The 21,307-nt window shown below is 74.9% G+C and carries 23 protein-coding genes; 7 read left to right on the top strand and 16 right to left on the bottom strand.

The genetic code is table 11. The features are described 5' to 3' along the window. Positions 1 to 300: 300 nt before the first annotated feature. Positions 301 to 1,032: a VIT1/CCC1 transporter family protein gene (locus tag ACZ4V6_RS16995; RefSeq protein WP_467827716.1), complete on the bottom strand. Its 732-nt coding sequence runs from the start codon at positions 1,030 to 1,032 to the stop codon at positions 301 to 303. A gap of 257 nt (positions 1,033 to 1,289) precedes the next feature. Between ACZ4V6_RS16995 and ACZ4V6_RS16990 the strand changes: the two genes are divergently transcribed. From ACZ4V6_RS16990 to ACZ4V6_RS16965, 6 genes are read left to right on the top strand one after another with little or no spacing between them, the layout of a single operon-like run. After that, a complete protein-coding gene (locus tag ACZ4V6_RS16990) occupies positions 1,290 to 2,411 on the top strand; it encodes an ADP-ribosylglycohydrolase family protein (RefSeq protein WP_467827714.1) in 1,122 nt (373 codons plus the stop codon). Further along, positions 2,408 to 3,748, top strand: coding sequence for an ADP-ribosylglycohydrolase family protein (locus tag ACZ4V6_RS16985; protein WP_467827711.1), 1,341 nt, complete (start codon positions 2,408 to 2,410; stop codon positions 3,746 to 3,748). The genes ACZ4V6_RS16990 and ACZ4V6_RS16985 overlap by 4 nt, the downstream gene beginning before the upstream one ends. After that, positions 3,745 to 4,920, top strand: a complete 1,176-nt coding sequence (locus ACZ4V6_RS16980; protein WP_467827709.1) for an ADP-ribosylglycohydrolase family protein — start codon at positions 3,745 to 3,747, stop codon at positions 4,918 to 4,920. The genes ACZ4V6_RS16985 and ACZ4V6_RS16980 overlap by 4 nt, the downstream gene beginning before the upstream one ends. Next, positions 4,908 to 6,290 carry an ADP-ribosylglycohydrolase family protein gene (locus tag ACZ4V6_RS16975; protein ID WP_467827706.1) on the top strand — a complete coding sequence of 461 codons (1,383 nt, stop codon included), beginning with the start codon at positions 4,908 to 4,910 and terminating at the stop codon, positions 6,288 to 6,290. Before ACZ4V6_RS16980 ends, ACZ4V6_RS16975 begins: the two co-directional genes overlap by 13 nt. After that, complete coding sequence (locus ACZ4V6_RS16970) at positions 6,272 to 7,498, top strand: CaiB/BaiF CoA transferase family protein (protein ID WP_467827705.1); 1,227 nt, start codon at positions 6,272 to 6,274, stop codon at positions 7,496 to 7,498. Before ACZ4V6_RS16975 ends, ACZ4V6_RS16970 begins: the two co-directional genes overlap by 19 nt. Then, entirely contained in the window at positions 7,495 to 8,319 is an 825-nt protein-coding gene (locus ACZ4V6_RS16965; RefSeq protein ID WP_467827702.1) for an HpcH/HpaI aldolase/citrate lyase family protein, read from the top strand. The genes ACZ4V6_RS16970 and ACZ4V6_RS16965 overlap by 4 nt, the downstream gene beginning before the upstream one ends. Before the next feature lie 58 nt (positions 8,320 to 8,377). On the opposite strand, the gene lgt is transcribed toward ACZ4V6_RS16965, so the two are convergent. From lgt to hisI, 11 genes are all read right to left on the bottom strand, one after another. Next, complete coding sequence (gene lgt / locus ACZ4V6_RS16960; protein ID WP_467827699.1) at positions 8,378 to 9,352, bottom strand: prolipoprotein diacylglyceryl transferase; 975 nt, start codon at positions 9,350 to 9,352, stop codon at positions 8,378 to 8,380. Between the two features lie 82 nt (positions 9,353 to 9,434). Continuing rightward, a complete protein-coding gene (locus tag ACZ4V6_RS16955; protein ID WP_467827697.1) occupies positions 9,435 to 10,208 on the bottom strand; it encodes a DsbA family protein in 774 nt (257 codons plus the stop codon). Between the two features lie 87 nt (positions 10,209 to 10,295). Then, positions 10,296 to 11,111 (bottom strand): tryptophan synthase subunit alpha, encoded by an 816-nt coding sequence (gene trpA / locus ACZ4V6_RS16950; protein WP_467827695.1) that lies wholly within the window; start codon positions 11,109 to 11,111, stop codon positions 10,296 to 10,298. After that, positions 11,108 to 12,391, bottom strand: a complete 1,284-nt coding sequence (gene trpB / locus ACZ4V6_RS16945; RefSeq protein ID WP_467827693.1) for a tryptophan synthase subunit beta — start codon at positions 12,389 to 12,391, stop codon at positions 11,108 to 11,110. Before trpB ends, trpA begins: the two co-directional genes overlap by 4 nt. A gap of 114 nt (positions 12,392 to 12,505) precedes the next feature. After that, positions 12,506 to 12,694, bottom strand: a complete 189-nt coding sequence (trpM, locus tag ACZ4V6_RS16940) for a tryptophan biosynthesis modulator TrpM (RefSeq protein ID WP_467827691.1) — start codon at positions 12,692 to 12,694, stop codon at positions 12,506 to 12,508. A gap of 21 nt (positions 12,695 to 12,715) precedes the next feature. Beyond that, the gene (gene trpC / locus ACZ4V6_RS16935) at positions 12,716 to 13,525 is read right to left on the bottom strand and encodes an indole-3-glycerol phosphate synthase TrpC (RefSeq protein WP_467827688.1); all 810 of its coding nucleotides are present in this window, start codon (positions 13,523 to 13,525) and stop codon (positions 12,716 to 12,718) included. Between the two features lie 125 nt (positions 13,526 to 13,650). Then, on the bottom strand, positions 13,651 to 14,115 hold the full coding sequence (locus ACZ4V6_RS16930) for a DUF2752 domain-containing protein (protein ID WP_467828250.1): 465 nt from the start codon (positions 14,113 to 14,115) through the stop codon (positions 13,651 to 13,653). A gap of 95 nt (positions 14,116 to 14,210) precedes the next feature. Further along, a complete protein-coding gene (locus ACZ4V6_RS16925; RefSeq protein ID WP_467827686.1) occupies positions 14,211 to 14,462 on the bottom strand; it encodes an HGxxPAAW family protein in 252 nt (83 codons plus the stop codon). A 197-nt stretch (positions 14,463 to 14,659) separates the two neighbouring features. Continuing rightward, positions 14,660 to 15,301: a TIGR02234 family membrane protein gene (locus ACZ4V6_RS16920; protein ID WP_467827684.1), complete on the bottom strand. Its 642-nt coding sequence runs from the start codon at positions 15,299 to 15,301 to the stop codon at positions 14,660 to 14,662. A 62-nt stretch (positions 15,302 to 15,363) separates the two neighbouring features. Continuing rightward, positions 15,364 to 16,854, bottom strand: a complete 1,491-nt coding sequence (locus ACZ4V6_RS16915; RefSeq protein WP_467828247.1) for an anthranilate synthase component I — start codon at positions 16,852 to 16,854, stop codon at positions 15,364 to 15,366. 29 nt (positions 16,855 to 16,883) lie between these two features. Next, positions 16,884 to 17,285 carry a phosphoribosyl-AMP cyclohydrolase gene (gene hisI / locus ACZ4V6_RS16910; protein ID WP_467827682.1) on the bottom strand — a complete coding sequence of 134 codons (402 nt, stop codon included), beginning with the start codon at positions 17,283 to 17,285 and terminating at the stop codon, positions 16,884 to 16,886. An 83-nt stretch (positions 17,286 to 17,368) separates the two neighbouring features. Between hisI and ACZ4V6_RS16905 the strand changes: the two genes are divergently transcribed. Further along, positions 17,369 to 18,004, top strand: a complete 636-nt coding sequence (locus tag ACZ4V6_RS16905) for a TIGR03085 family metal-binding protein (RefSeq protein WP_467827679.1) — start codon at positions 17,369 to 17,371, stop codon at positions 18,002 to 18,004. 63 nt (positions 18,005 to 18,067) lie between these two features. Here the strand turns inward: ACZ4V6_RS16905 and ACZ4V6_RS16900 are convergent, their stop codons facing one another. The 4 genes from ACZ4V6_RS16900 to priA form a co-directional block, all read right to left on the bottom strand. Further along, positions 18,068 to 19,312: an MFS transporter gene (locus ACZ4V6_RS16900; protein ID WP_467827677.1), complete on the bottom strand. Its 1,245-nt coding sequence runs from the start codon at positions 19,310 to 19,312 to the stop codon at positions 18,068 to 18,070. Between the two features lie 97 nt (positions 19,313 to 19,409). Continuing rightward, complete coding sequence (gene hisF / locus ACZ4V6_RS16895) at positions 19,410 to 20,165, bottom strand: imidazole glycerol phosphate synthase subunit HisF (protein WP_467827675.1); 756 nt, start codon at positions 20,163 to 20,165, stop codon at positions 19,410 to 19,412. Next, positions 20,162 to 20,584, bottom strand: coding sequence for a RidA family protein (locus tag ACZ4V6_RS16890; protein WP_467827673.1), 423 nt, complete (start codon positions 20,582 to 20,584; stop codon positions 20,162 to 20,164). The genes hisF and ACZ4V6_RS16890 overlap by 4 nt, the downstream gene beginning before the upstream one ends. Further along, positions 20,581 to 21,306, bottom strand: a complete 726-nt coding sequence (gene priA / locus ACZ4V6_RS16885) for a bifunctional 1-(5-phosphoribosyl)-5-((5-phosphoribosylamino)methylideneamino)imidazole-4-carboxamide isomerase/phosphoribosylanthranilate isomerase PriA (RefSeq protein ID WP_467827670.1) — start codon at positions 21,304 to 21,306, stop codon at positions 20,581 to 20,583. Before priA ends, ACZ4V6_RS16890 begins: the two co-directional genes overlap by 4 nt. Position 21,307 lies beyond the last annotated feature (1 nt).

Genomic DNA, 21,307 nt, shown 5'->3' with positions numbered 1-21,307 from the left:
AAGTTGATGCAGGTTACATGATGGAACGGTTCTCGGTAACCGGGACACTCCGTTCCACCATGCGGACATCGAAGGGTCTCGGCGGGGGTACCGGAGCCCAGCGACGGAAGGCTGTGGGGGCTGCGGCGAACAGATCGTTGCCCGCCGGCCCGAGGGGCGGAGGGGGCGTCGTCGCCCGCTCCGCGCGTGCACGCCGGGCGTCTTTGCCCGCAGCGCTTACGGCTCATGCCCGGTGGTCACACACCCGAAACCAGTGAGTAACGACTACTTATGCGGTCCGACGCATAAGTTCGAGCCGGGTCATCCTACGGCCGTTCCGAACAGGCTGCCCAGGACGTACGTCACACCGGCCGCCGCACCACCGAGCACGAGCTGCCGCAGTCCGCTGTACCACCAGCTGCGCGCCGTCACCTTGGCCACCACCGCGCCGCACAGGAACAGACCGGCCAGCGCCACCAGCACGGCGGGCCACAGCGCACCGGCGCCGAGCAGGAAGGGCAGGACGGGCAGGAGGGCGCCCAGGGCGAACGAACCGAACGACGACACGGCCGCGACCAGCGGCGACGGCAGGTCGCCGGGGTCGATGCCCAGCTCCTCGCGGGCGTGTATCTCCAGTGCCTGCTCGGGGTCGCGGGACAGCTGCCGGGCGACCTCGCGGGCGAGGTCGGGCTCGACGCCCCGCGCCTCGTAGAGGGCGGCCAGCTCGGCCTCCTCGTCCTTCGGGTGCTTCTTCAGCTCCCGGCGTTCCACGTCCAGCTCGGCCTCGACGAGTTCGCGCTGCGAGGCGACGGAGGTGTACTCGCCGGCGGCCATGGAGAAGGCGCCGGCGGCGAGGCCGGCGAGGCCGCTGAGCACGACGGTCTGCTGGCCGGCCGCCCCGCCGGCGACACCGGTCATCAGGGCGAGGTTGGAGACCAGGCCGTCCATGGCGCCGAAGACGGCGGGGCGCAGCCAGCCGCCGTTCACGTCGCGGTGCGTGTGGTTGTCGCGGTGCGCCTCGTGCAGCGACGCCTCAGTCTCGATGATGGCCACGGGTCCCCCAGAAGGTCTTTTTGGACGAGTTCTACTTTTCGACAACACCGAATGTACGCCGGTCATTTCCGCCTCGCCAGCAAGGAAAGGCTGGGCTTACCTGCGCTTTTACGCTTCGGTGCTCATCCGTGATCATGACTGCACATATGTCGACCGGGTGACGCTGGGCCGGGTGAGGCTGCGCGGCGAGCCGCACCGGGGACAGTTCCGCAAAGGGCTGTGCGCCTCTTCGGGCGCCGCCTGAGAGGAGAGGCCGCATGGCATCCACCGCCTGCATTCCCTCGGCCCCCGCTCCGGGGGACGCCGCCGGGCTCCGCGAACGGGCGCGCGGCGCCCTGCTCGGCCTGGCCGTCGGGGACGCCCTCGGGGCGCCGGCCGAGAACATGAAGCCCTCCGAGATCCGCGCCCGCTGGGGCCGCATCACGGGGTACGTGACGGAGCGGCCGTCCGGCACGGACGACACGGAGTACGCGATCTTCTCGGGGCTGCTGCTGGCCCGGCACGGCTCCGCGCTCACCCCGGCCCACGTGGAGGCGGCCTGGCACGAGTGGATCGCGGACCGGGAGGAGGGCCCCTTCCGGGGCGCGGGCTTCAGCGAGCGCGGCACCCTGGAGAACCTGCGCCGGGGCCTCGCCGCCCCCATCTCCGCCCAGCACCGCCACGCCTGGAGCGACGGGCTGGCCATGCGGGCCGCGCCCCACGGTGTGTTCGCGGCCGGCCGTCCCGCCGAGGCGGCCCGGCTGGTGGCGGTCGACGGCTCGGTCAGCCACGACGGCGAGGGCATCTACGGCGGCCAGGCGGTGGCCGCGGGTGTCGCGGCGGCGATGACGGGGGCGCCGGCCGTCGCGGTCGTGGCCTCGGCCCTGGCCGTCGTCCCGGAGGACTCCTGGACGGCACGCTGTCTGCGCCGCGCGATGACGGCGGCCCACCTCGGCGAACGCGCGGTCCGCTCCGCGGTGGTCATCGGCGGCTACCCCTGGACCGACCTCGCTCCCGAGGCGGTCGCCCTCGCCTTCGGTGCGTACGCGGCGGCCGACGGGGACTTCACGGACGCGGTGCTCACGGCCGTGAACATGGGCCGCGACGCCGACACCACGGCGGCGGTGGCCGGTGCCCTGGCCGGAGCGGGCCGGGGGGTCCGCGCCATCCCGGCCGAGTGGGCCTCGGCCATCGGCCCGGCCCGCGGCACCTGCCTGCCGGCGATGGCCGGACACCACGTGCTGGAGGTCGCGGACCTGCTGGTGCCGGGCGGCCGGCCCACCGGAGGCGACGCCGCCGGGCCGGGCCCCGCGGACCACTGCGCCCGGGCGCCCGGCGGGCACGCGCGGTGCGACGCCGTACCCGTGCCGGACGCCGGAGCGGCGGGGGTGCGGACATGACCCGCTCCCGCCCCGCCGGCGAGGAACCGGCCACCACGGCGTACGTCGCCGCCCCCGGCGACGTGGACCAGCCCACCGCCGGAACCCCCCACCGCCCCGGCCCCCAGCCCGACACCGGCGCCCCGGTGCCCGCCCCCACCGACGGCCCCGGCGCCCAGGCACCCGACCGCCCCCGCACCGCCCCCTCCCCCGGGCCGGCGCCGTGCACCGAGCCCCGGCGGATCGAGGGGCTCCTGCTCGGGCTCGCCGCCGGGGACGCGGCCGGGTGGCCCGCCGCCCGGCACCGGGCGGCGCGGATGCCGGAGTGGACCCGCCGGCTCACCCGCGAGCTGGACACGTTCGCCGAGCAGAACGCGACCACCACCCTCCCCGTCCCCATCGCCCTCAACCAGCCCCCGGAGCCCCTGCGCCTCGGCCCGTCGGACGACGCCGAATGGGCGGCGTTCGCGGCGGAGGCCCTGCTGCGCGCCGGGGACGACGGCGCGCTCGGCGACCTGAGCCGGGAGCGCCGGACACGCGCCGCGATCGACCTCACCTGGAACGCCGTCGCCAGCGAGGTGGCCGCCGCGGCGGACCGCGCCCCCGAGGTCGAGTCGGCGGTACTGCCGCTGCGCGCCCGCATCTCGGTACGGGCCGGGCTCGGCAACCTCGCCACCGGCCTGCGCCCGCCCGCCACCGGCCACGACAACCCGCACTACTTCGACGACGCCGCCTGCGTCCGGGCCTGCGTCCTGGCCACCGCCCACCCCGGCGCCCCCCGGCTCGCCGCCGACCTCGCCGAGTTCGACGCCCGCTACACCCAGGACGGCGACGGCGTGCACGGTGCCCGCGCCATGGCGGCGGCACTGGCGTGCGCCCTCGACGGCGCCGGCGTGGACACCTGCGTCACGGCCGCGCTCGCCGAGCTGCCCGAGGAGACGGAGATCGGCCGCAACACCCGGCGGGCGCTCGTCCTGGCGGCGGAGGCGGAGAGCGCGTTCGCCCTGGTCCCGTTGCTGGAGCACCAGATCGTCGACCACGTCTACAGCTACGGCGTCGCCGCCGCCGAGACCGTCCCGGTCGCCCTCGCCCTGGCCCGCGCCGCCCGGGGCCGGATCGCCGAGGCCGTGCCGGCGGCGGCCTGCCTCTCCCGCGTCGCGGACTCCGCCCCGGCGCTGGCGGGCGCCCTCACCGGCGCGCTGGGCGGCGGCGCGTCGGTCCCCGCGCCCTGGCGCGACGCCTGCCGCACGCTCCCCGGCTGCGTCCTGCCCCGGCTCACCGGTACGGACCTGGTGGAACTCGCCGGGCTCCTGCACGCCACGCAACCGCCCCGACCCGAAGGAGGACGCACGCCATGACAGCCCGCACATCCCGCAACGGCACGGCGAGCCTGGAGGAGCGCGTCACCGGCGCCCTCGTCGGCGCGGCCGTCGGCGACGCCCTCGGCGGCCCGGTCGAGGGCTACTCCCCCGAGCAGATCCTCCAGCGCCACGGCGGCCGGATCCACGGCGTCGTCGGCCCCTGGAACGGCGACGCCTGGCGCACCGCCCGCCCCGTCGCCCCGTACCACAAGGGCGACGGCCACGTCACCGACGACACCCTGATGACCCACGCGCTGGTCCGGGTCTACGCCGCCGTCCGCGACCACCTCGACGCCTACGCGGTCGCCGAGCACCTCGTCCCGGACCTGATGACGACGCCCCGCTGGATCCCGGAGCTGGAGGCGGACGCCCTCCCGCTCCAGCGGATCTTCCTCGCGGAGAAGTGGCTGGTGGCCAGGATCCACTACGGCCACGTCGACCCGCGCGAGGCCGGCACCGGCAACATCGTCAACTGCGGCGCGGCGATGTACATGGCCCCGGTCGGCCTGGTCAACGCGGCGAACCCGGCGGGCGCGTACGCCGAGGCGCTGGACGTCGCGGGCGCGCACCAGTCGTCGTACGGCCGGGAGGCGGCCGGCGTCTTCGCGGCGGCGGTCGCGGCGGCCTGCGCCCCCGGCGCGACGCCGGAGACGGTGCTGTCGGCCTGTCTGTCCCTGGCGAAGGACGGCACCCGGGCGGCGATCGAGGCGGCCGGCGACGTGGCCTCGCGCCACTCGGACTTCGAGTCGGCGCTCGCGCCGCTGCGGGAGGCGGTCGCGCCGTACGACACGGTCGGCCCCGACTACCGCGCCCCCTCCCTGGGCGCCCGGCGCCCGTCCCGGCTGCACGCGATCGAGGAACTCCCCGTCGCCCTGGGCATGCTGCTGGTGTCCGGCGGCGACTACCGCCACGCGGTCCTCGGCGCGGTCAACTACGGCCGCGACTGCGACTCCATCGCCACGATGGCGGGCGCGCTGGCCGGGGCGCTGGGCTCGCCGGTCCCGGAGGAGTGGGCGAAGACGGTCGCGGAGGCGAGCCGCCTGGACCTGTGGCAGCCCGCGACGACGCTCGCCGAGGTGGCCCGGGAGGTCTTCGGGCGGGACGTCCTGCGGCGCCGCGCCCACGAGCGGGCGTTCGCCGCGATCGGAGGCGCGGGATGCTCCGACTGACCTGGGTCCAGCCGGAGGACCTGATCGGCCACGAACTCCGCCAGGCCGCGCTGGACGGCCGCGACGCGTCGGCGATCGCCGCCCGCTGGCGCGCGGCGGGCGGCTGCGACGCGCCCGCCCGGGCGGGCGCGTCCCCCGAGCCGGTCTCCCCCTACCTGCGGCTGCTGGCGGAAGAGCTGCTGGACGAGCTGGCCGGCCTGCCGAACCCGTCGGCGGCGGCGGAGCCGACGGATCTGGACGAGATCAGGGCCGGGTGCCCGGACTGGCCCGCAGCGCGCCCCGCCACTGCCCCGGCCGTGTCCCCCGGCCGGCTGGAGGCCGCCTGGCTGGGCCGGGCGGTCGGCTGCCTCCTCGGCAAGCCCGTCGAAAAACTCCCCCTGACCGGCATCCGCCGCCTCGCGCGGGCCGCCGGCAACTGGCCCCTGACCACGTACTTCACGGCCCGGGGCGTCCCCGAGGAGCTTCTGCGCGCCCACCCCTGGAACCGCCGCTCCGCGCCCACCTCCCTCGCCGAGAACATCGACGGCATGCCGGAGGACGACGACCTCGACTACCCCCTCCTGAACCTCCTGCTCCTCCAGCGCCACGGCCGTGCCTTCACCACGGCCGACGTCGCCCGCGTCTGGCTCGGCGAACTCCCCGCCGGGCGCGCCTTCACCGCCGAACGCGTCGCCTACCGCAACCTGCTCGCCGGTCTCGAACCCCCGCACACGGCGAGCCACCGCAACCCGTTCCGCGAGTGGATCGGCGCCCTGATCCGCGCCGACGTGCACGGCTGGACCAACCCCGGCGACCCGGCCGGCGCCGCCGCGCAGGCGCACCGCGACGCCGCCCTCACCCACACCGCGAGCGGCGTCCACGCGGCGATGTTCGCGGCGGCGGTCATCGCCGACGCCGCCACCGGCGCCCACGACGTCCACGCCTGCCTGCGCACCGGCCTCACGGTCGTCCCGCCCGGTTCACGCCTCGCCGGGGCCGTCCGCCACGCCGTCCGCCTCGCCGAGACGCACGACGACTTCGACGCGGTCGTGGACGAGCTCCACGCCACCCACTCCCCCGCCCACCACTGGGTCCACGCCGTCCCCAACACCGCCCTGATCGCCGCCGCCCTCACCCACGCGGACGGCGACTTCACCGGCTCGGTCTGCCGGGCCGTGTCGGGAGGCTGGGACACCGACTCCAACGGAGCCACCGCCGGCGGCGTCGCCGGCCTGCTCGCCGGCTCCCCGGCCGCCCTGCCCGAGCACTGGACGGCCCCGCTGAAGAACCGCCTGGCCACCTCGGTCGGCGGCTTCGACGGCATCGGCTTCGACACCCTCGCCCACCTCACCCACACGGAGGCCACCCGCTCATGCCCCGGCCCGTCGTGACTCCCCCCGCGCCCCTGCCCGTCCCGGCCCCCCTGGCCGGCCTGCGCGTCCTCGACCTCGCCACCCTCTTCGCGGGCCCGCTCGCCGCCACCCTGCTCGGCGACTTCGGCGCCGAGGTCGTCAAGGTCGAACACCCCACCCGCCCCGACCCCTCCCGGGGCCACGGACCGTCGAAGGACGGCATCGGCCTGTGGTGGAAACTGCTGGGCCGCAACAAGCGCACGATCACCCTCGACCTGTCGAAACCCGCCGGCCGCGCCACCCTGCTCCGCCTCGCCGCGACCGCGGACGTCGTCGTCGAGAACTTCCGCCCGGGCACCCTGGAGAAGTGGGACCTGGGCTGGGACGAGCTGTCCGCGGTCAACCCGCGCCTGGTCCTCGCCCGGGTCACCGCCTTCGGCCAGTTCGGCCCGTACGCGCGCCGCCCCGGCTTCGGCACCCTCGCCGAGGCCATGAGCGGCTTCGCCGCGATGACCGGCGAGCCGGACGCGCCCCCGACGCTGCCGCCGTTCGGGCTGGCCGACTCCATCGCCGCGCTGGCGACGGCGTACGCCGTGATGACGGCCCTGTCCGCCCGCGACCTCACCGGCGAGGGCCAGGTCGTGGACATGGCGATCATCGAGCCCATCCTGACCGTGCTGGGCCCGCAGCCGATCTGGTACGACCAGCTCGGTCACGTCCAGCCGCGCACCGGCAACCGCTCCCAGAACAACGCCCCGCGCAACACCTACCGCACCGCCGACGGCACCTGGGTCGCCGTCTCCACCTCCGCCCAGTCGGTCGCCGAGCGCGTGATGCGCCTGGTGGGCCGCCCGGAGCTGATCGACGAGCCGTGGTTCGCCACGGGCGCCGACCGGGCGCGGCACGCCGACGTGCTGGACGCGGCGGTCGGCGACTGGATCGCCCGCCACACCCGCGCCGACGTGCTCGCCGCCTTCGAGGAGGCGGAGGCGGCCGTCGCCCCGGTCCAGGACGTGCGGGACGTGATGGCCGACCCCCAGTACCAGGCCCTCGGCACCGTCACCACGGTCGACGATCCGGAGCTGGGCCCGCTGCGCATGCAGAACGTCCTGTTCCGGCTCTCCGCCACGCCCGGCGCGATCCGCTGGGCCGGCCGGCCGCACGGCGCGGACACCGAGGAGGTACTGACCGAGCTGGGCCTGACCCCGGCGGACGTGAAGGAGCTGCGCGAGGAGGGGGTCGTATGACGGTGCCCCCGCTGACGTGGCTGTACGCCCCCGGGGACCGGCCCCGGGTGGTGGCCAAGGCACTGGCCGCCGGGGCCGACGTGGTCGTGATCGACCTGGAGGACGCGGTCGCCCCGGACCGCAAGGAGTACGCCCGCGCCTGCACCGCGGAGCTGCTCACCGACCCGCAGCCGGTGCCGGTGCACGTGCGGGTGAACGCCCTGGACGGGCCGCTGGCCGCGGCGGACCTGGCGGCGGTGGCCGCGCTGCCGGGGCTGTCCGGGCTGCGCCTGCCCAAGGTGACGTCCTCCGGGCAGGTCGCCGCCGTCGCCGGGGCCACCGGCGGGCCGCCCCTGTACGCGCTGCTGGAGACGGCCCTGGCCGTGGAACGGGCGTACGCGATCGCCGCCGCCCACCCGTCGCTGCGCGGCATCGCCCTCGGTGAGGCGGACCTCCGCGCCGACCTGGGCGTGCGAGGAGACGCGGGCCTGGACTGGTCGCGGGCGCGCGTGGTGGTCGCCGCGCGGGCGGCGGGACTGGCACCGCCGTCGCAGACGGTGCACCCGGACATCCGGGACCTGGAGGGCCTGGCGGCGTCCTGCGCCCACGGCCGCGCCCTGGGCTTCCTGGGCCGCGCCGCCATCCACCCCCGCCAGCTGCCGATCATCGAGCGGGCGTACCTGCCCACCGAGCGGGAGCTGGAGGAGGCGGAGACGATCGTCGAGGCGGCCACCGCGCAGCCGGGCGCCCAGGCACTGCCGGACGGGCGGTTCATCGACGCGGCGGTGGTGGCGACGGCCCGGCGCACCCTGTCGCTGGCCCGGCGGCCCGTCCTCGCCTGACACACGCCGAGGGCGCCCGGATCCGCTCCGGGCGCCCTCGGCCGCGTACGGGGGGCCGTCAGCCCTTCTTGGCCGCGCCGGGCCCGTCCTTCACGGTGCGGCCCCCGGAGTCCTCGCCGCCCCGGTCGTCCCCGGCGTCCTCAGGGGTCTCGGCGTCCCCGGGCGTGTCGGCGTTCGCCTCCGCGTCCCCGTCGCCGGCGTCCGCGTCGGAACCCTCCGCGCCCGGCTCCACCACGGCCTCCCGGCCCGGCCGCATCCGCGCCGAGAGCACCATGTAGACGACGGCGAGCAGGAACACGAAGAGCGCGGTCCAGTTGTTCAGCCTGAGGCCCAGGATGTGGTGGGCGTCGTCGACGCGCATGTACTCGATCCAGAAGCGGCCCGCGCAGTACGCGGCGACGTACAGCGCGAACGCCCGCCCGTGGCCGAGCCTGAAGCGGCGGTCGGCCCAGATGACGAGCAGGGCGACGCCGATGCACCACAGCGACTCGTACAGGAACGTCGGGTGGTACGTGCCCGGCACCCGCCCGTCGGCCGACGACGTGATCTTCAGCGCCCAGGGCAGGTCGGTGGGCCTGCCGTACAGCTCCTGGTTGAACCAGTTGCCCCAGCGGCCGAGGGCCTGGGCGAGGGCGATGCCCGGGGCGACGGCGTCGGCGTACGCGGGCATCGGGACGCCCCGGCGCCGGGCGCCGATCCAGGCACCGAGCGCGCCGAGCGCGATCGCGCCCCAGATGCCGAGGCCGCCCTCCCAGATCTTGAAGGCGTCCACCCAGTCGCGGCCCTCGCTGAAGTACAGCTCGTAGTCCGTGATCACGTGGTAGAGCCGGCCTCCGACCAGGCCGAACGGAACGGCCCAGACCGCGATGTCGGCCACCGTGCCGGCCCGCCCGCCCCGGGCGATCCAGCGCTTGTTGCCGAGCCAGACGGCAACGAAGACGCCGATGATGATGCAGAACGCGTAGCCGCGCAGCGGGATGGGACCGAGGTGCAGCACCCCGCGCGACGGGCTGGGAATGAAGGCAAGTTCCATGGCAGGGTCGACGCTACCGTGTGGGACGGGCAGCACGGCGGGCAGCCCGGCTACGGGTCCGTAACGGGCGGGCCGAGGTGGCCTACTTGTCGGCGTCCTGCACGAGCTGCTTCAGCTTGGCCGGGGTCATGGACTCCTCCTTGTAGATGTTCCTGCCGTCCAGCAGCACGGTCGGCGTGCCGCTGAAGCCGGCGCTCAGGAAGGCCTTGTTGGACTTCTCGACCCAGCTGTCGTGCGTGCCGTCCTTCACGCACTTCCGGAAGGCGGGCGTGTCCAGGCCGTCCACCTTGCCGGCCAGCTCGATCAGCTTGCCGTTGTCGGCGAAGGCGTCGTCGGTCTCCTCGGGCTGGTTGCTGTACAGCACGTCGTGGTAGGCCGGGAACGTGCCGGCGTCCTGGGAGCAGGCGGCGGCGTTGGCCGCCCTGCGGGAACCGCTGCCGCCCATGTTGCCGTCGATGATCGTCGCCAGGTGGTACTCGACCTTGAGCTGTCCGGCGCCGACGAGCTCGTGGATCGTGTCGCGGTACGCCAGCTCGAAGGCCTTGCAGGCCGGGCAGCGGAAGTCCTCCCAGACGGTGAGCGTCGACCTGGCGCTCTCCTTGCCGACGGGGATGGCCAGGCTGTCCTTGCCCTGGGCCCCCGAGGGCACCACGACCGGACCGGCCGACTCGCTGCCGTCGTCCTTGCCGGCGTTCGCGGCGACCACGCCGACCACCGCGGCCAGTCCCAGGACGCAGACCACGGACGCGCCCACGATCAGCGCGCGCCGGCGCTTGTCCCTGGACTTCTGCTTCTCGCGCTGGGCCGCCAGCTTCTGACGGGCGGTGCGCTGTCCCTCTCGGTTCTTGTCGCTCACACCCCGCAGAACGAACCGGGGAGGCGCCCAGCGCCTCCCCGGTCCCAGGTCCACCCGTACGGGGGACCCCTGTTCACGTGCTTGCCGTCACGCCTGCCGGCGCACGCCCTTCGCCAGGTCGGCGGCGAGCGCGCGGACGCCCTCCAGGCCGGCCCGCTCGTCGGGGGCGTCCAGCATCCGCTTGACGAAGGCGGAGCCGACGATCACGCCGTCGGCGAAGCCGGCGACCTCGGCGGCCTGGGCCGCGTTGGAGACGCCGAGTCCGACGCAGACCGGGGTGTCGGTGGTGGCGCGGGTGCGCCGCACCAGCTCCTCGGCCTGCGCGCCGACCGACTCGCGGGTGCCGGTGACGCCCATGAGGGAGGCGGCGTAGACGAAGCCGCTGCCGGCCGCGGTGATCTCGGCGAGCCGCGCGTCCTTGCTGCTGGGCGCGACCACGAAGACCGTGGCGAGGCCGTGCTTGTCCGCGTGCTCCCGCCACAGCGCCGACTCCTGCACGGGCAGGTCGGGCAGGATGCACCCGGCGCCGCCCGCCTCGGCGAGCTCGGCGGTGAAGCGCTCGACGCCGTAGCGGTCGATGGGGTTCCAGTAGGTCATGACGAGGATCGGCTTGCCGGTGGCCTCGTGCGCCTCGCGGACGGTGCGCATCACGTCGGCGATCCGCACGCCGCCGCGCAGCGCGATGTCGTCGGCGGTCTGGATGACCGGGCCGTCCAGGACGGGGTCGCTGTGCGGCAGGCCGACCTCGACGACGTCGGCGCCGCCCTCGATGACGGCCTTGATCGCCGCGATGCCGCCGTCCACGGTCGGGAACCCGGCCGGGAGGTAGGCGATGAGGGCGGCGCGGCCCTCGGACCTCGCCGCGGCGAGGGTGTCGTTCAGCAGCTGCACGTTCCCGCTCACTTGGCGTCCCCCTCGATCTCGGCGGTGCCGGAGGCGTCCTCGGCGACCTCGGCGTCGGTGTCGTACAGCCCGAAGTAGCGGGCGGCGGTGTCCATGTCCTTGTCGCCGCGGCCGGACAGGTTGACCACGATCAGCCCGTCCGTGCCCAGCTCCCTGCCGACCTCCAGCGCGCCGGCGAGGGCGTGGGCGGACTCGATGGCCGGGATGATGCCCTCGGTGCGGGACAGCAGGCGCAGCGCCTGCATGGCGGCGTCGTCGGTGACCGCGCGGTACTCGCCGCGGCCGGAGTCCTTGAGGTAGGCGTGCTCGGGCCCGATGCCCGGGTAGTCCAGGCCGGCCGAGATCGAGTACGGCTCGGTGATCTGGCCCTCGTCGTCCTGGAGGACGTAGGACCGGGAGCCGTGCAGGATGCCGGGCTCGCCCGCGGTCAGGGTGGCCGCGTGCTCGCCGGTCTCGATGCCGTGCCCGGCGGGCTCGCAGCCGATGAGGCGGACGTCCGCGTCGGGGATGAAGGCGTGGAAGAGGCCGATGGCGTTGGAGCCGCCGCCGACGCAGGCGATCGCGGCGTCGGGGAGGCGTCCGGCCTGCTCCAGGATCTGGCGGCGGGCCTCGACGCCGATGACGCGGTGGAAGTCGCGCACCATCGCCGGGAAGGGGTGGGGGCCGGCGACCGTGCCGAACAAGTAGTGGGTGCGGTCGACGTTGGCGACCCAGTCGCGGAACGCCTCGTTGATGGCGTCCTTCAGCGTGCGGCTGCCGGACTTCACGGCGATGACCTCGGCGCCGAGCATGCGCATGCGGGCCACGTTGAGGGCCTGGCGCCGGGTGTCGATCTCGCCCATGTAGATGGTGCAGTCGAGGCCGAACAGCGCGCAGGCGGTCGCCGTCGCCACGCCGTGCTGGCCGGCGCCGGTCTCGGCGATCACGCGGGTCTTGCCCATGCGCTTGGTGAGCAGGGCCTGGCCGAGCACGTTGTTGATCTTGTGCGAGCCGGTGTGGTTCAGGTCCTCGCGCTTGAGGAAGACACGGGCGCCGCCCGCCTCCGCGGCGAAACGGGGGACCTCGGTGAGCGCCGAGGGGCGGCCGGTGTAGTGGACGAGGAGGTCGTCCAGCTCCCGGGCGAACTCCGGGTCGGACTTGGCCTTGTCGTACTCGACGGCCACCTCGTCGACCGCCGCGACGAGGGCCTCGGGGATGAACTTGCCGCCGAAGGCGCCGAAGTAGCCTTCGGCGCTGGGGATCTCACCCTCCGGATCGGGGATGAAGAAGTTGCTGGGCATGCGTGGACCTCACGGTGAGTGTCTGGTGGGGACTGATCGCCGTGGGGGCGGGGTGTCGGTCGGCTACCGGCCCGATGCGGCCGGTAGCGCCCATGCGACGCGGTCGCATGGGCGCTACCGCCCCGCGCCCCTGGGGGGCCGGTGCCATCGCATGCCGTTGACCTGCCCGGGTTCGTCACCGATGACGTACCGCACCCGGCGGCCGTGCACCCGGCGGGCGGGCGCGCGGCAGCCCCGGGGCCGGCAGCCGCGCGCGAGGCGGGCGTACGGGTCCCGGGGGGCCGGGGCGAGCGGGGGCGTCATCGGGGTCAGCCTACCGGTGTGTCAGCCGCGGCCGTGCCGCAGTGCCGGGTGCTCGCCCGCGGCCACCAGGTCGGAGACGGCGGTCCTGGGGTCGCGGCCGGTGACCAGGGACTCGCCGACCAGGACCGCGTCCGCGCCCTCGTTGGCGTAGGCGATGAGGTCGTGCGGGCCGCGGACGCCGGATTCGGCGACCTTGACGATGTGTGCGGGGATCTCCGGGGCGACCCGCTCGAACGTGCCGCGGTCGACCTCGAGCGTCTTCAGGTTGCGCGCGTTGACACCGATGACCTTGGCGCCGGCGTCCACCGCGCGCTCGACCTCGTCCTCGTCGTGCACCTCGACGAGCGGGGTGAGTCCGATGGACTCGGCGCGCTCGATCAGCGACTCCAGGGCCGGCTGGTCGAGGGCGGCGACGATCAGCAGCGCGAGGTCGGCGCCGTGCGCCCGGGCCTCCCACAGCTGGTACGACGTGACGATGAAGTCCTTGCGCAGCACGGGGATGTCCACGCGCGCGCGGACGGCGTCCAGGTCGGCCAGCGAGCCGCCGAAGCGGCGCTGTTCGGTGAGGACGGAGATGACGGCCGCGCCGCCCGCCTCGTAGTCCGCGGCGAGTCCGGCCGGGTCGGCGATGGCGGCCAGCGCGCCCTTGGACGGGCTGGAGCGCTTGACCTCGCAGATGACCTTGACGCCGTCGCCCCGCAGGGCGCTCACGCCGTCCTTGGCGGGGCGGGCCTTGGCCGCGCGGTCCTTGAGCTCGTCGAGGCTGACGCGTGCCTGCCGTTCCGCGAGGTCGGCACGGACTCCGTCGATGATCTCGTCGAGCACACTCACGCGAGCGGCCCCCTTTCAGACTTTCGGACGGCGAAACCTGTGGTCCCTCCGATGGTATCCGGAGGGACGAGCAGGCCTCGCATCCGGTGGCCGGCGGTCCCGGCACCTGGACGCCCGGCGCGTGTTCAGGGACGGAGCCAGCCGCCGAACGGCAGGTTCCGGACAACCGTGAAGACCAGCAACAACGTGCCCAGCGTCCACAGGTGCACCGGACCCAGGTCGACCCTGACGGGCCGGCCGCGCACCGCGCGGATCATCCAGACGGTCCACAGCGCGGCGAAGCCCAGGTAGCCGAGGACGGCCGGGGCGTTGGCGTGCAGCGCGGCCAGGACGTCCCCGTGGACGAACGCGTGGGCGCTGCGCAGACCGCCGCAGCCGGGGCAGTAGACGCCGGTGAAGCGCAGCAGCGGGCAGACGGGGTAGTGACCGGGTTCACCGGGGTCCACGCCGCCCACGTAGGCGAAGGCGCCGACGACGGCCGCCAGCACCCCGGCCGGGACGGCGGCGCGGGCCGCGACGGCCGCCGCGCCCGAGCGGGGCGGGGCGCTGCTCGGGATCGGTTTCCGGCTCTCGGCGTCCACGCCCCGCATTCTGCCCGGCACGGGCCGTACGCGCACGTGAGGGGCGGCCCCGGCACCCAGGTGCCGGTCCACCCCTCAGGGAGTACTGCGCGACCGCGGCCGGGTCAGCCCTTGGCGCCGACCGGCTCGCGCTCACCGGCGACCCGGTGCACCGGGTGGTTCTCCTTCGGCTGGCCGAGGCCCATCATGCGCATGATGAAGCCCACGATGCCACCGAGGAGCACGACCGCCATGCCGGCCCAGAAGCCCGCCGGCTGGGCCGCCACCATGAACACGCCCGCGATGCAGAAACCGATGAAGGTGATGATGACACCCGCCCAGGCGGCCGGGGTGTGACCGTGGCTGCTGCCCGCCATTGCTTGCTCCTCGTTGCTGTGTACGTGTCTGAGCAGGACGCTCGCGCCCATTGTCCCGCACGGGCGCGCGCGTCGTGACCGGGGGTGCTCCTCCACGCACGCGTGACGGCCGCCGGACGCCCCGGGCGCGCGTGGCGCGTGTACGGGTGCCCCCGCGTGCGCGGCCGAACCGCGGGTCCGTGCCCGGTCGCGGCGGGTCAGGCGCCGGTCGGGTCCTCGCCGCGGTCCAGGGCCTTCCACAGGTCCTCGGGACGGTCGGGGTCCACGGCCTGCGGCCTGCGGCGCGGGCGCGGGGTGCCGTCGCGTTCGTAGCGGCCGGACATCGCGGGCCACAGCCGGCCGTAGCGCAGGGCGAGCAGCCCGGCCAGCAGGAGCAGGACGCCGCCCGCGGCCGCGGCGTAGGGCCAGGCGGTGTGGGAGAGGGCGTCCACGGTGGCCGAGGTGTCGCCGGCGGCCTTGGCTGCCTTGTCGTCCAGCGCGGAGCTGTCGGAGGCACCGGCCAGCGCCGCGGCGACGGTGCCCGCGCCGCTCAGCGCGAGCAGGACGGCGACGGCGAACCGGCCGGCGCGGCGGACGGCGAAGACGGCGACGAGCGCGGCGAGACCCACTATCGCGAGCGCCGCGGGGACGCCCGTGACGTCGCTGCCCTTGGCGGACAGGGGGAACGCGCCGCCGGCCACCGTCGCGGTGCCCTCCGACCACTCCTGCCGGGTGGCGAGCAGGGCGACGGCCGCGCCGAGCGCACCGCACAGCAGGGCGGCGGCGAGGCTCCGGCGGCCGGCCCGGGCGGGTCCTGCGGCGGGGATACGGGGGTGAGGAACAGCTGTCACGTACTCCACTATCGCCCGGACCCCGGGCGATTCGTCACCCGGGGCCCGGAATCCGCGGCGTGAGAATGGCCCTATCGCCCCAGCCGGTTGGCGGTGTGCACCGCTCGCAGCACCGCCGCCGCCTTGTTGCGGCACTCGGTGTCCTCGGCGACCGGGTCGGAGTCGGCGACGATCCCGGCGCCCGCCTGCACGTAGGCCGTGCCGTCGCGCAGCAGGGCCGTGCGGATGGCGATGGCGGTGTCGGAGTCGCCCGCGAAGTCGAGGTAGCCGACGCAGCCGCCGTACAGGCCGCGCCGGGACGGTTCGAGTTCGTCGATGATCTGCAGGGCGCGCGGCTTGGGGGCGCCGGAGAGGGTGCCGGCCGGGAAGCAGGCGGTGAGGACGTCGAAGGCGGTGCGGCCCGGGGCGATCCGTCCGGTGACCGTCGAGACGATGTGCATGACGTGCGAGTAGCGCTCGACGGACATGAAGTCCACCACCTCGACCGAGCCGGGTTCGCAGACGCGTCCGAGGTCGTTGCGGCCGAGGTCGACCAGCATCAGGTGCTCGGCGCGCTCCTTGGGGTCGGCGAGCAGCTCCTCGGCGAGGGCCTGGTCCTCCTGGGGGGTGGCGCCCCGGTGGCGGGTCCCGGCGATGGGGTGGACCATGGCGCGCCCGTCCTCGACCTTGACCAGCGCCTCCGGTGACGACCCGACGACGTCGAAGCCGTCGAGGCGCAGCAGGTACATGTACGGGGACGGGTTGGTGGCGCGCAGCACCCGGTAGACGTCCAGGGCGCTCGCCGTGCACGGCGTCTCGAAGCGCTGCGAGGGGACGACCTGGAAGGCCTCGCCCGCGCGGATGCGCTCCTTGATGTCCTCGACGGCCTCCTGGAAGTCGGGGCCGCCCCACAGTGCGGTGTACTCGGGCAGCTCGGAGGGCGGCAGGGCGGCCGGGGGCTGGGCGACCGCGCGCGTGAGGTCGGCCTCCATGACGTCCAGGCGGGCGATCGCGTCGGCGTAGGCCTCGTCGACGCCGGTCTCCAGGTCGTTGTGGTTGATCGCGTTGGCGATCAGCAGGACCGAGCCCTCCCAGTGGTCCATGACGGCGAGGTCGCTGGTGAGCAGCATGGTCAGCTCGGGGAGCTTCAGGTCGTCGCGCTCCCCGGGGCCGACCTTCTCCAGGCGGCGCACGATGTCGTAGCCGAGGTAGCCGACCATGCCGCCGGTGAAGGGCGGCAGGCCCAGGTCGTGGGCGAGGTCGCGGGGGGTGTGCAGGGCCTCGACGGTGGCGCGCAGGGCGGCGAGCGGGTCGCCGTCGGTGGGGACGCCGACGGGCGGGGTGCCCTGCCAGTGGGCCTCGCCGTCCCGCTCGGTGAGGGTGGCGGCGCTGCGGACGCCGACGAAGGAGTACCGGGACCAGGAGCGGCCGTTCTCCGCGGACTCCAGCAGGAACGTGCCGGGGCGCTCTGCGGCGAGCTTGCGGTACAGGGCGACCGGGGTGTCGCCGTCGGCGAGGAGCTTGCGGCTGACCGGGATCACCCGGCGGTCGGCGGCCAGCTTGCGGAAGGTGTCGAGGTCCATGACGTCCATGTCGTCCATGTGGGCAGACCCTACTGATCCGCGCCGGGCGCGTCGGCACCCGTGCCGTCCCCGAGCAGCACGTCCGCGTCGAAGCAGGTGCGGGCGCCGGTGTGGCAGGCGGCGCCGACCTGGTCGACCTTGACCAGGACGGTGTCGGCGTCGCAGTCCAGGGCGACGGACTTCACCCACTGGAAGTGCCCGGAGGTGTCGCCCTTGACCCAGTACTCCCGGCGGCTGCGCGACCAGTAGGTGCAGCGGCCGGTGGTGAGCGTGCGGTGCAGCGCCTCGTCGTCCATCCAGCCGAGCATCAGCACCTCCCCGGTGTCGTACTGCTGGGCGATGGCGGGCAGGAGGCCGTCGGCGCTGCGCTTGAGGCGCGCCGCGATCCGCGGGTCGAGCGGGCTGGGGCGCCGGGGGGAGCTGCTGGTCATGACGCCCATTGTGCCGCGCGCGCGGGACACGCCCCGGCGCCGTCCACTGGGCGGACCCGGAGCGCGGCCGTAGGCTGGCTGCCATGTCGACATTCGCGAAGCGTGAACGACTTCTGCTGGCCGACCTGTTGGAGACGGCGGGCCCGGACGCCCCCACCCTCTGCGAGGGGTGGCGGACCCGGGACCTGGCCGCGCACGTGGTGATCCGCGAGCGCCGGCCGGACGCCGCCGGCGGCGCCCTGGTCAAGCAGCTGGCGTCCCGTCTGGACCGGGTGATGGAGGAGTACGGGGCGAAGCCGTACGAGGAGCTGATCCGGCTGATCCGCACCGGCCCTCCCCGGTTCTCGCCGTTCCAGCTCAAGCAGGTCGACGAGGCGGCGAACACGGTGGAGTTCTACGTCCACGCCGAGGACGTCCGCCGCGCCCAGCCGGACTGGTCGCCGCGCGAGCTGGACCCGGTCTTCCAGGACGCCCTGTGGTCCCGGCTGGAGCGCGCCGCCCGCCTGATGGGCCGGGGCATCCCGACGGGCCTGGTGCTGCGCCGCCCGAACGGCCAGACGGCGGTCGCCCGCCGCGGTACGCCGGTGGTGACGGCGACGGGCGAGCCGTCCGAGCTGCTGCTGTTCGCGTACGGCCGGCAGAGCGCGGCGAGGGTGGAGCTGGAGGGCGAGAAGGAGGCGATCGCCAGGCTGAGCGAGTCCAGGCGGCTCGGTATCTGAGGGCCGGGGCGCCGCGCGGGGCGTCCGGGGGGCGGCGCGGTCGGCCCGCCCCGCCCCGCGCGTTCACGCCGGCAGCTCGGCCCGGCGTACCCCGGGGGCGCACAGGGCGACCAGCCCGCCGAGGGCGCAGACCGCGGCGCTCGTCGCGAAGACCGGGCCGGTGCCCCAGGCACCGATGGCCGCCGCGGAGAGCGGCATGCTGAGCGGTGCCACGCCCAGGCTGACGATGCCGGCGACCGCCGTGACGCGCCCCAGGAAGGCGGGGTCGGACTGGGTCTGCAGCAGGGCCCCGCACACGGCGCCGCTGAGTCCCGTGAGCAGCCCGACGGCCACCGCGGTGCCGACGGCGACGGCGAGACCGGGGGCGTGCGGCAGGGCGCCGATCGCGGCGGCGCCGGGGACGATGGCGCCGGCGGCGACCCACCCGGCGCGCGGCAGGTGCCCCCGTACGGTCAGCAGCAGGGCCGCCGTGCCGGCGCCGACGCCGAACCCCGCGAGCACCCAGCCCATCCCGGAGGCGCCCCAGCCGCGTTCGTCGGCGAGCAGGGTCAGCCCCACGTTGAGGGGGCCGACGAAACCGAGGTCGCCCAGCGCGATGGTCACCATCAGCGGGCCGAGGACGCGGTGCCGGCGGATGTACCGGAGCCCGGCCAGCAGGTCCCGCCACGCCGTGGTGCCGGACGCCGCGTCGTCGGCGGGCAGTTCCCGCATGCGCACGGACACCAGCAGCGGAACCGACACGGCGATCAGCAGCCCGGCCAGGGCGAAGGCGGCGGCCGAACCGCCGACGGCCACGCCGAGCCCGCCGAGCGGGGCGCCGACGACGGCGGCGAAGCGGACGGCGAGACCGCGCATGCCCTGGACGCGGGCGAGCTGGTCCCCGGCGGTGATGCGGGCGGGCAGCGCTCCGACGGCGGGCATGAACACGGCGTCGACGGTGCCGAAGACGACGGCGAGCAGCACCAGCAGCCACAGCCCGGGGTCGGCCGCGAAGAGCACCGCGGCGACCGTCAGGACGGTGACGCACCGTACGGCGTCGCTGCCGATGACGACCCGGCGCGGACCCAGCCGGTCGGCGACCACACCGCCGCCGAGCATGAGCAGCGCCCGGGGCACCGCGCTCACGGCGGTGACGATCCCGGCCTGGGCGGGGGTGCCGCCGCGCACGGCGGCCCAGGACAGGGCCAGGAAGAAGACGGTGTCGCCGAGCATGGAGGCGGTGTAGGCGGCGACCCAGCGCAGCACGTTGGCGTCGCGGTGGGCCGGGAGCGGGGTGGCGGCGGCCCGCGGTGTCAGCGTGTTCGGCACGGACGGTGGTCCTCTCGGAGGCGGTCCTCTTCGGTCCCCTCGGACGCGGAACGGGAAAGCCCCGGCCGTCCGGCGGCCGGGGCTGTCGTACGGGGTGTCAGCGGACGGGGTGGCCCGCCTCCCGCAGCGTGTCCTTCACCTGGCCGATGCGCAGGTCGCCGAAGTGGAAGACGGACGCCGCCAGCACCGCGTCCGCGCCCGCGGTGACGGCCGGCGGGAAGTCGGCGAGGCGGCCGGCGCCGCCGGAGGCGATCACCGGGACCGTGACGTGCTTGCGGACCGCCGCGATCATCTCCAGGTCGTAGCCGTCCTTCGTGCCGTCCGCGTCCATCGAGTTGAGCAGGATCTCCCCCGCGCCCAGCTCGGCGGCCCGGTGCGCCCACTCGACCGCGTCGATGCCGGTGCCGCGCCGGCCGCCGTGGGTGGTCACCTCGAAGGAGCCCGCCTCGGTGCGGCGCGCGTCCACCGACAGCACCAGGACCTGGCGGCCGAAGCGCTCGGCGATCTCGCGGATCAGGTCCGGGCGGGCGATGGCGGCGGTGTTGACACCCACCTTGTCCGCGCCGGCCCGCAGCAGCTTGTCGACGTCCTCGGCGGTGCGCACGCCGCCGCCGACGGTCAGCGGGATGAACACCTGCTCGGCGGTGCGGCGCACCACGTCGTAGGTCGTCTCGCGGTTGCCCGACGAGGCGGTGATGTCCAGGAACGTCAGCTCGTCGGCGCCCTCGGCGTCGTACACCTTGGCCATCTCGACGGGGTCGCCCGCGTCGCGCAGGTTCTGGAAGTTGACGCCCTTGACGACCCGGCCGTTGTCCACGTCCAGGCAGGGGATGACTCGGACCGCCAGGGTCATGAATCCACGGCTCCTCTAGCCTCTTGCTGCTCTCTGAATGCTTCCAGCTCCACCGACACCAGGACCCGCGAGTCGATGAAGCCCTCCACGACCAGCAGGGTCGTGGCCGGGCGCACGGAGGCGAACAGCTCCTTGTGGGCCCGGCCCACCTCGTCGACGTCGCGCGAGTGGGCCAGGTACACCCGGGTCCGGATCACGGACTCGATGCCCAGCCCGAACTCGCCGATCGCCTCGAGGGCGGTGGCGAAGGCCACCTTCGTCTGTTCGTAGGGGTCGCCCTCGCCGTACAGCACGTCGCCCTTGAAGGCGGTCGTGCCCGCCACGACGACACGGTCGCCCGCCGCGACGGCCCGTGCGAAACCGAAGGACTCTTCCCAGGGACTTCCGCTCTGCACGCGCCGTACGGCTTCGGACGTCATGTCGACACAGCCTCCAAGGCCTCTTCCAGGGTGAACGCCTTCGCGTACAGGGCCTTCCCGACGATGGCGCCCTCGACACCGGCGGGGACGAGACCGGCGATCGCGCGCAGGTCGTCCAGGGAGGACACGCCGCCGGAGGCCACGACCGGGCGGTCGGTGACCGCGCAGACGTTCTTCAGGAGGTCCAGGTTGGGGCCCTGGAGGGTGCCGTCCTTGGCGATGTCGGTGACGACATACCGGGCGCAGCCCTCCTTGTCCAGGCGGTCCAGCGTCTCGTAGAGGTCACCGCCGTCGCGGGTCCAGCCGCGGCCGCGCAGGGTGGTGCCCCGTACGTCCAGACCGACCGCGATCTTGTCGCCGTGCTCGGCGATGACCTTGGCGACCCACTCGGGGGTCTCCAGGGCGGCCGTGCCGAGGTTGACGCGGGTGCAGCCGGTGGCGAGCGCGGCGGCGAGGGTGTCGTCGTCGCGGATGCCGCCCGACAGCTCGACCTTGATGTCCATGGCCTTCGCGACCTCGGCGATCAGCTCGCGGTTGTCCCCGGTGCCGAACGCGGCGTCCAGGTCGACGAGGTGCAGCCACTCGGCGCCGGAGCGCTGCCAGGCGAGGGCGGCCTCCAGCGGGGAGCCGTAGGAGGTCTCGGTGCCGGACTCGCCGTGCACGAGGCGGACGGCCTGGCCGTCGCGGACGTCGACGGCGGGGAGGAGTTCGAGCTTGCTCATC

The sequence above is a fragment of the Streptomyces sp. NPDC029152 genome (genome assembly GCF_055564355.1).
Note: the sequence above shows the minus strand (reverse complement) of the source record. Positions and strands in the feature narration are given on the sequence as shown.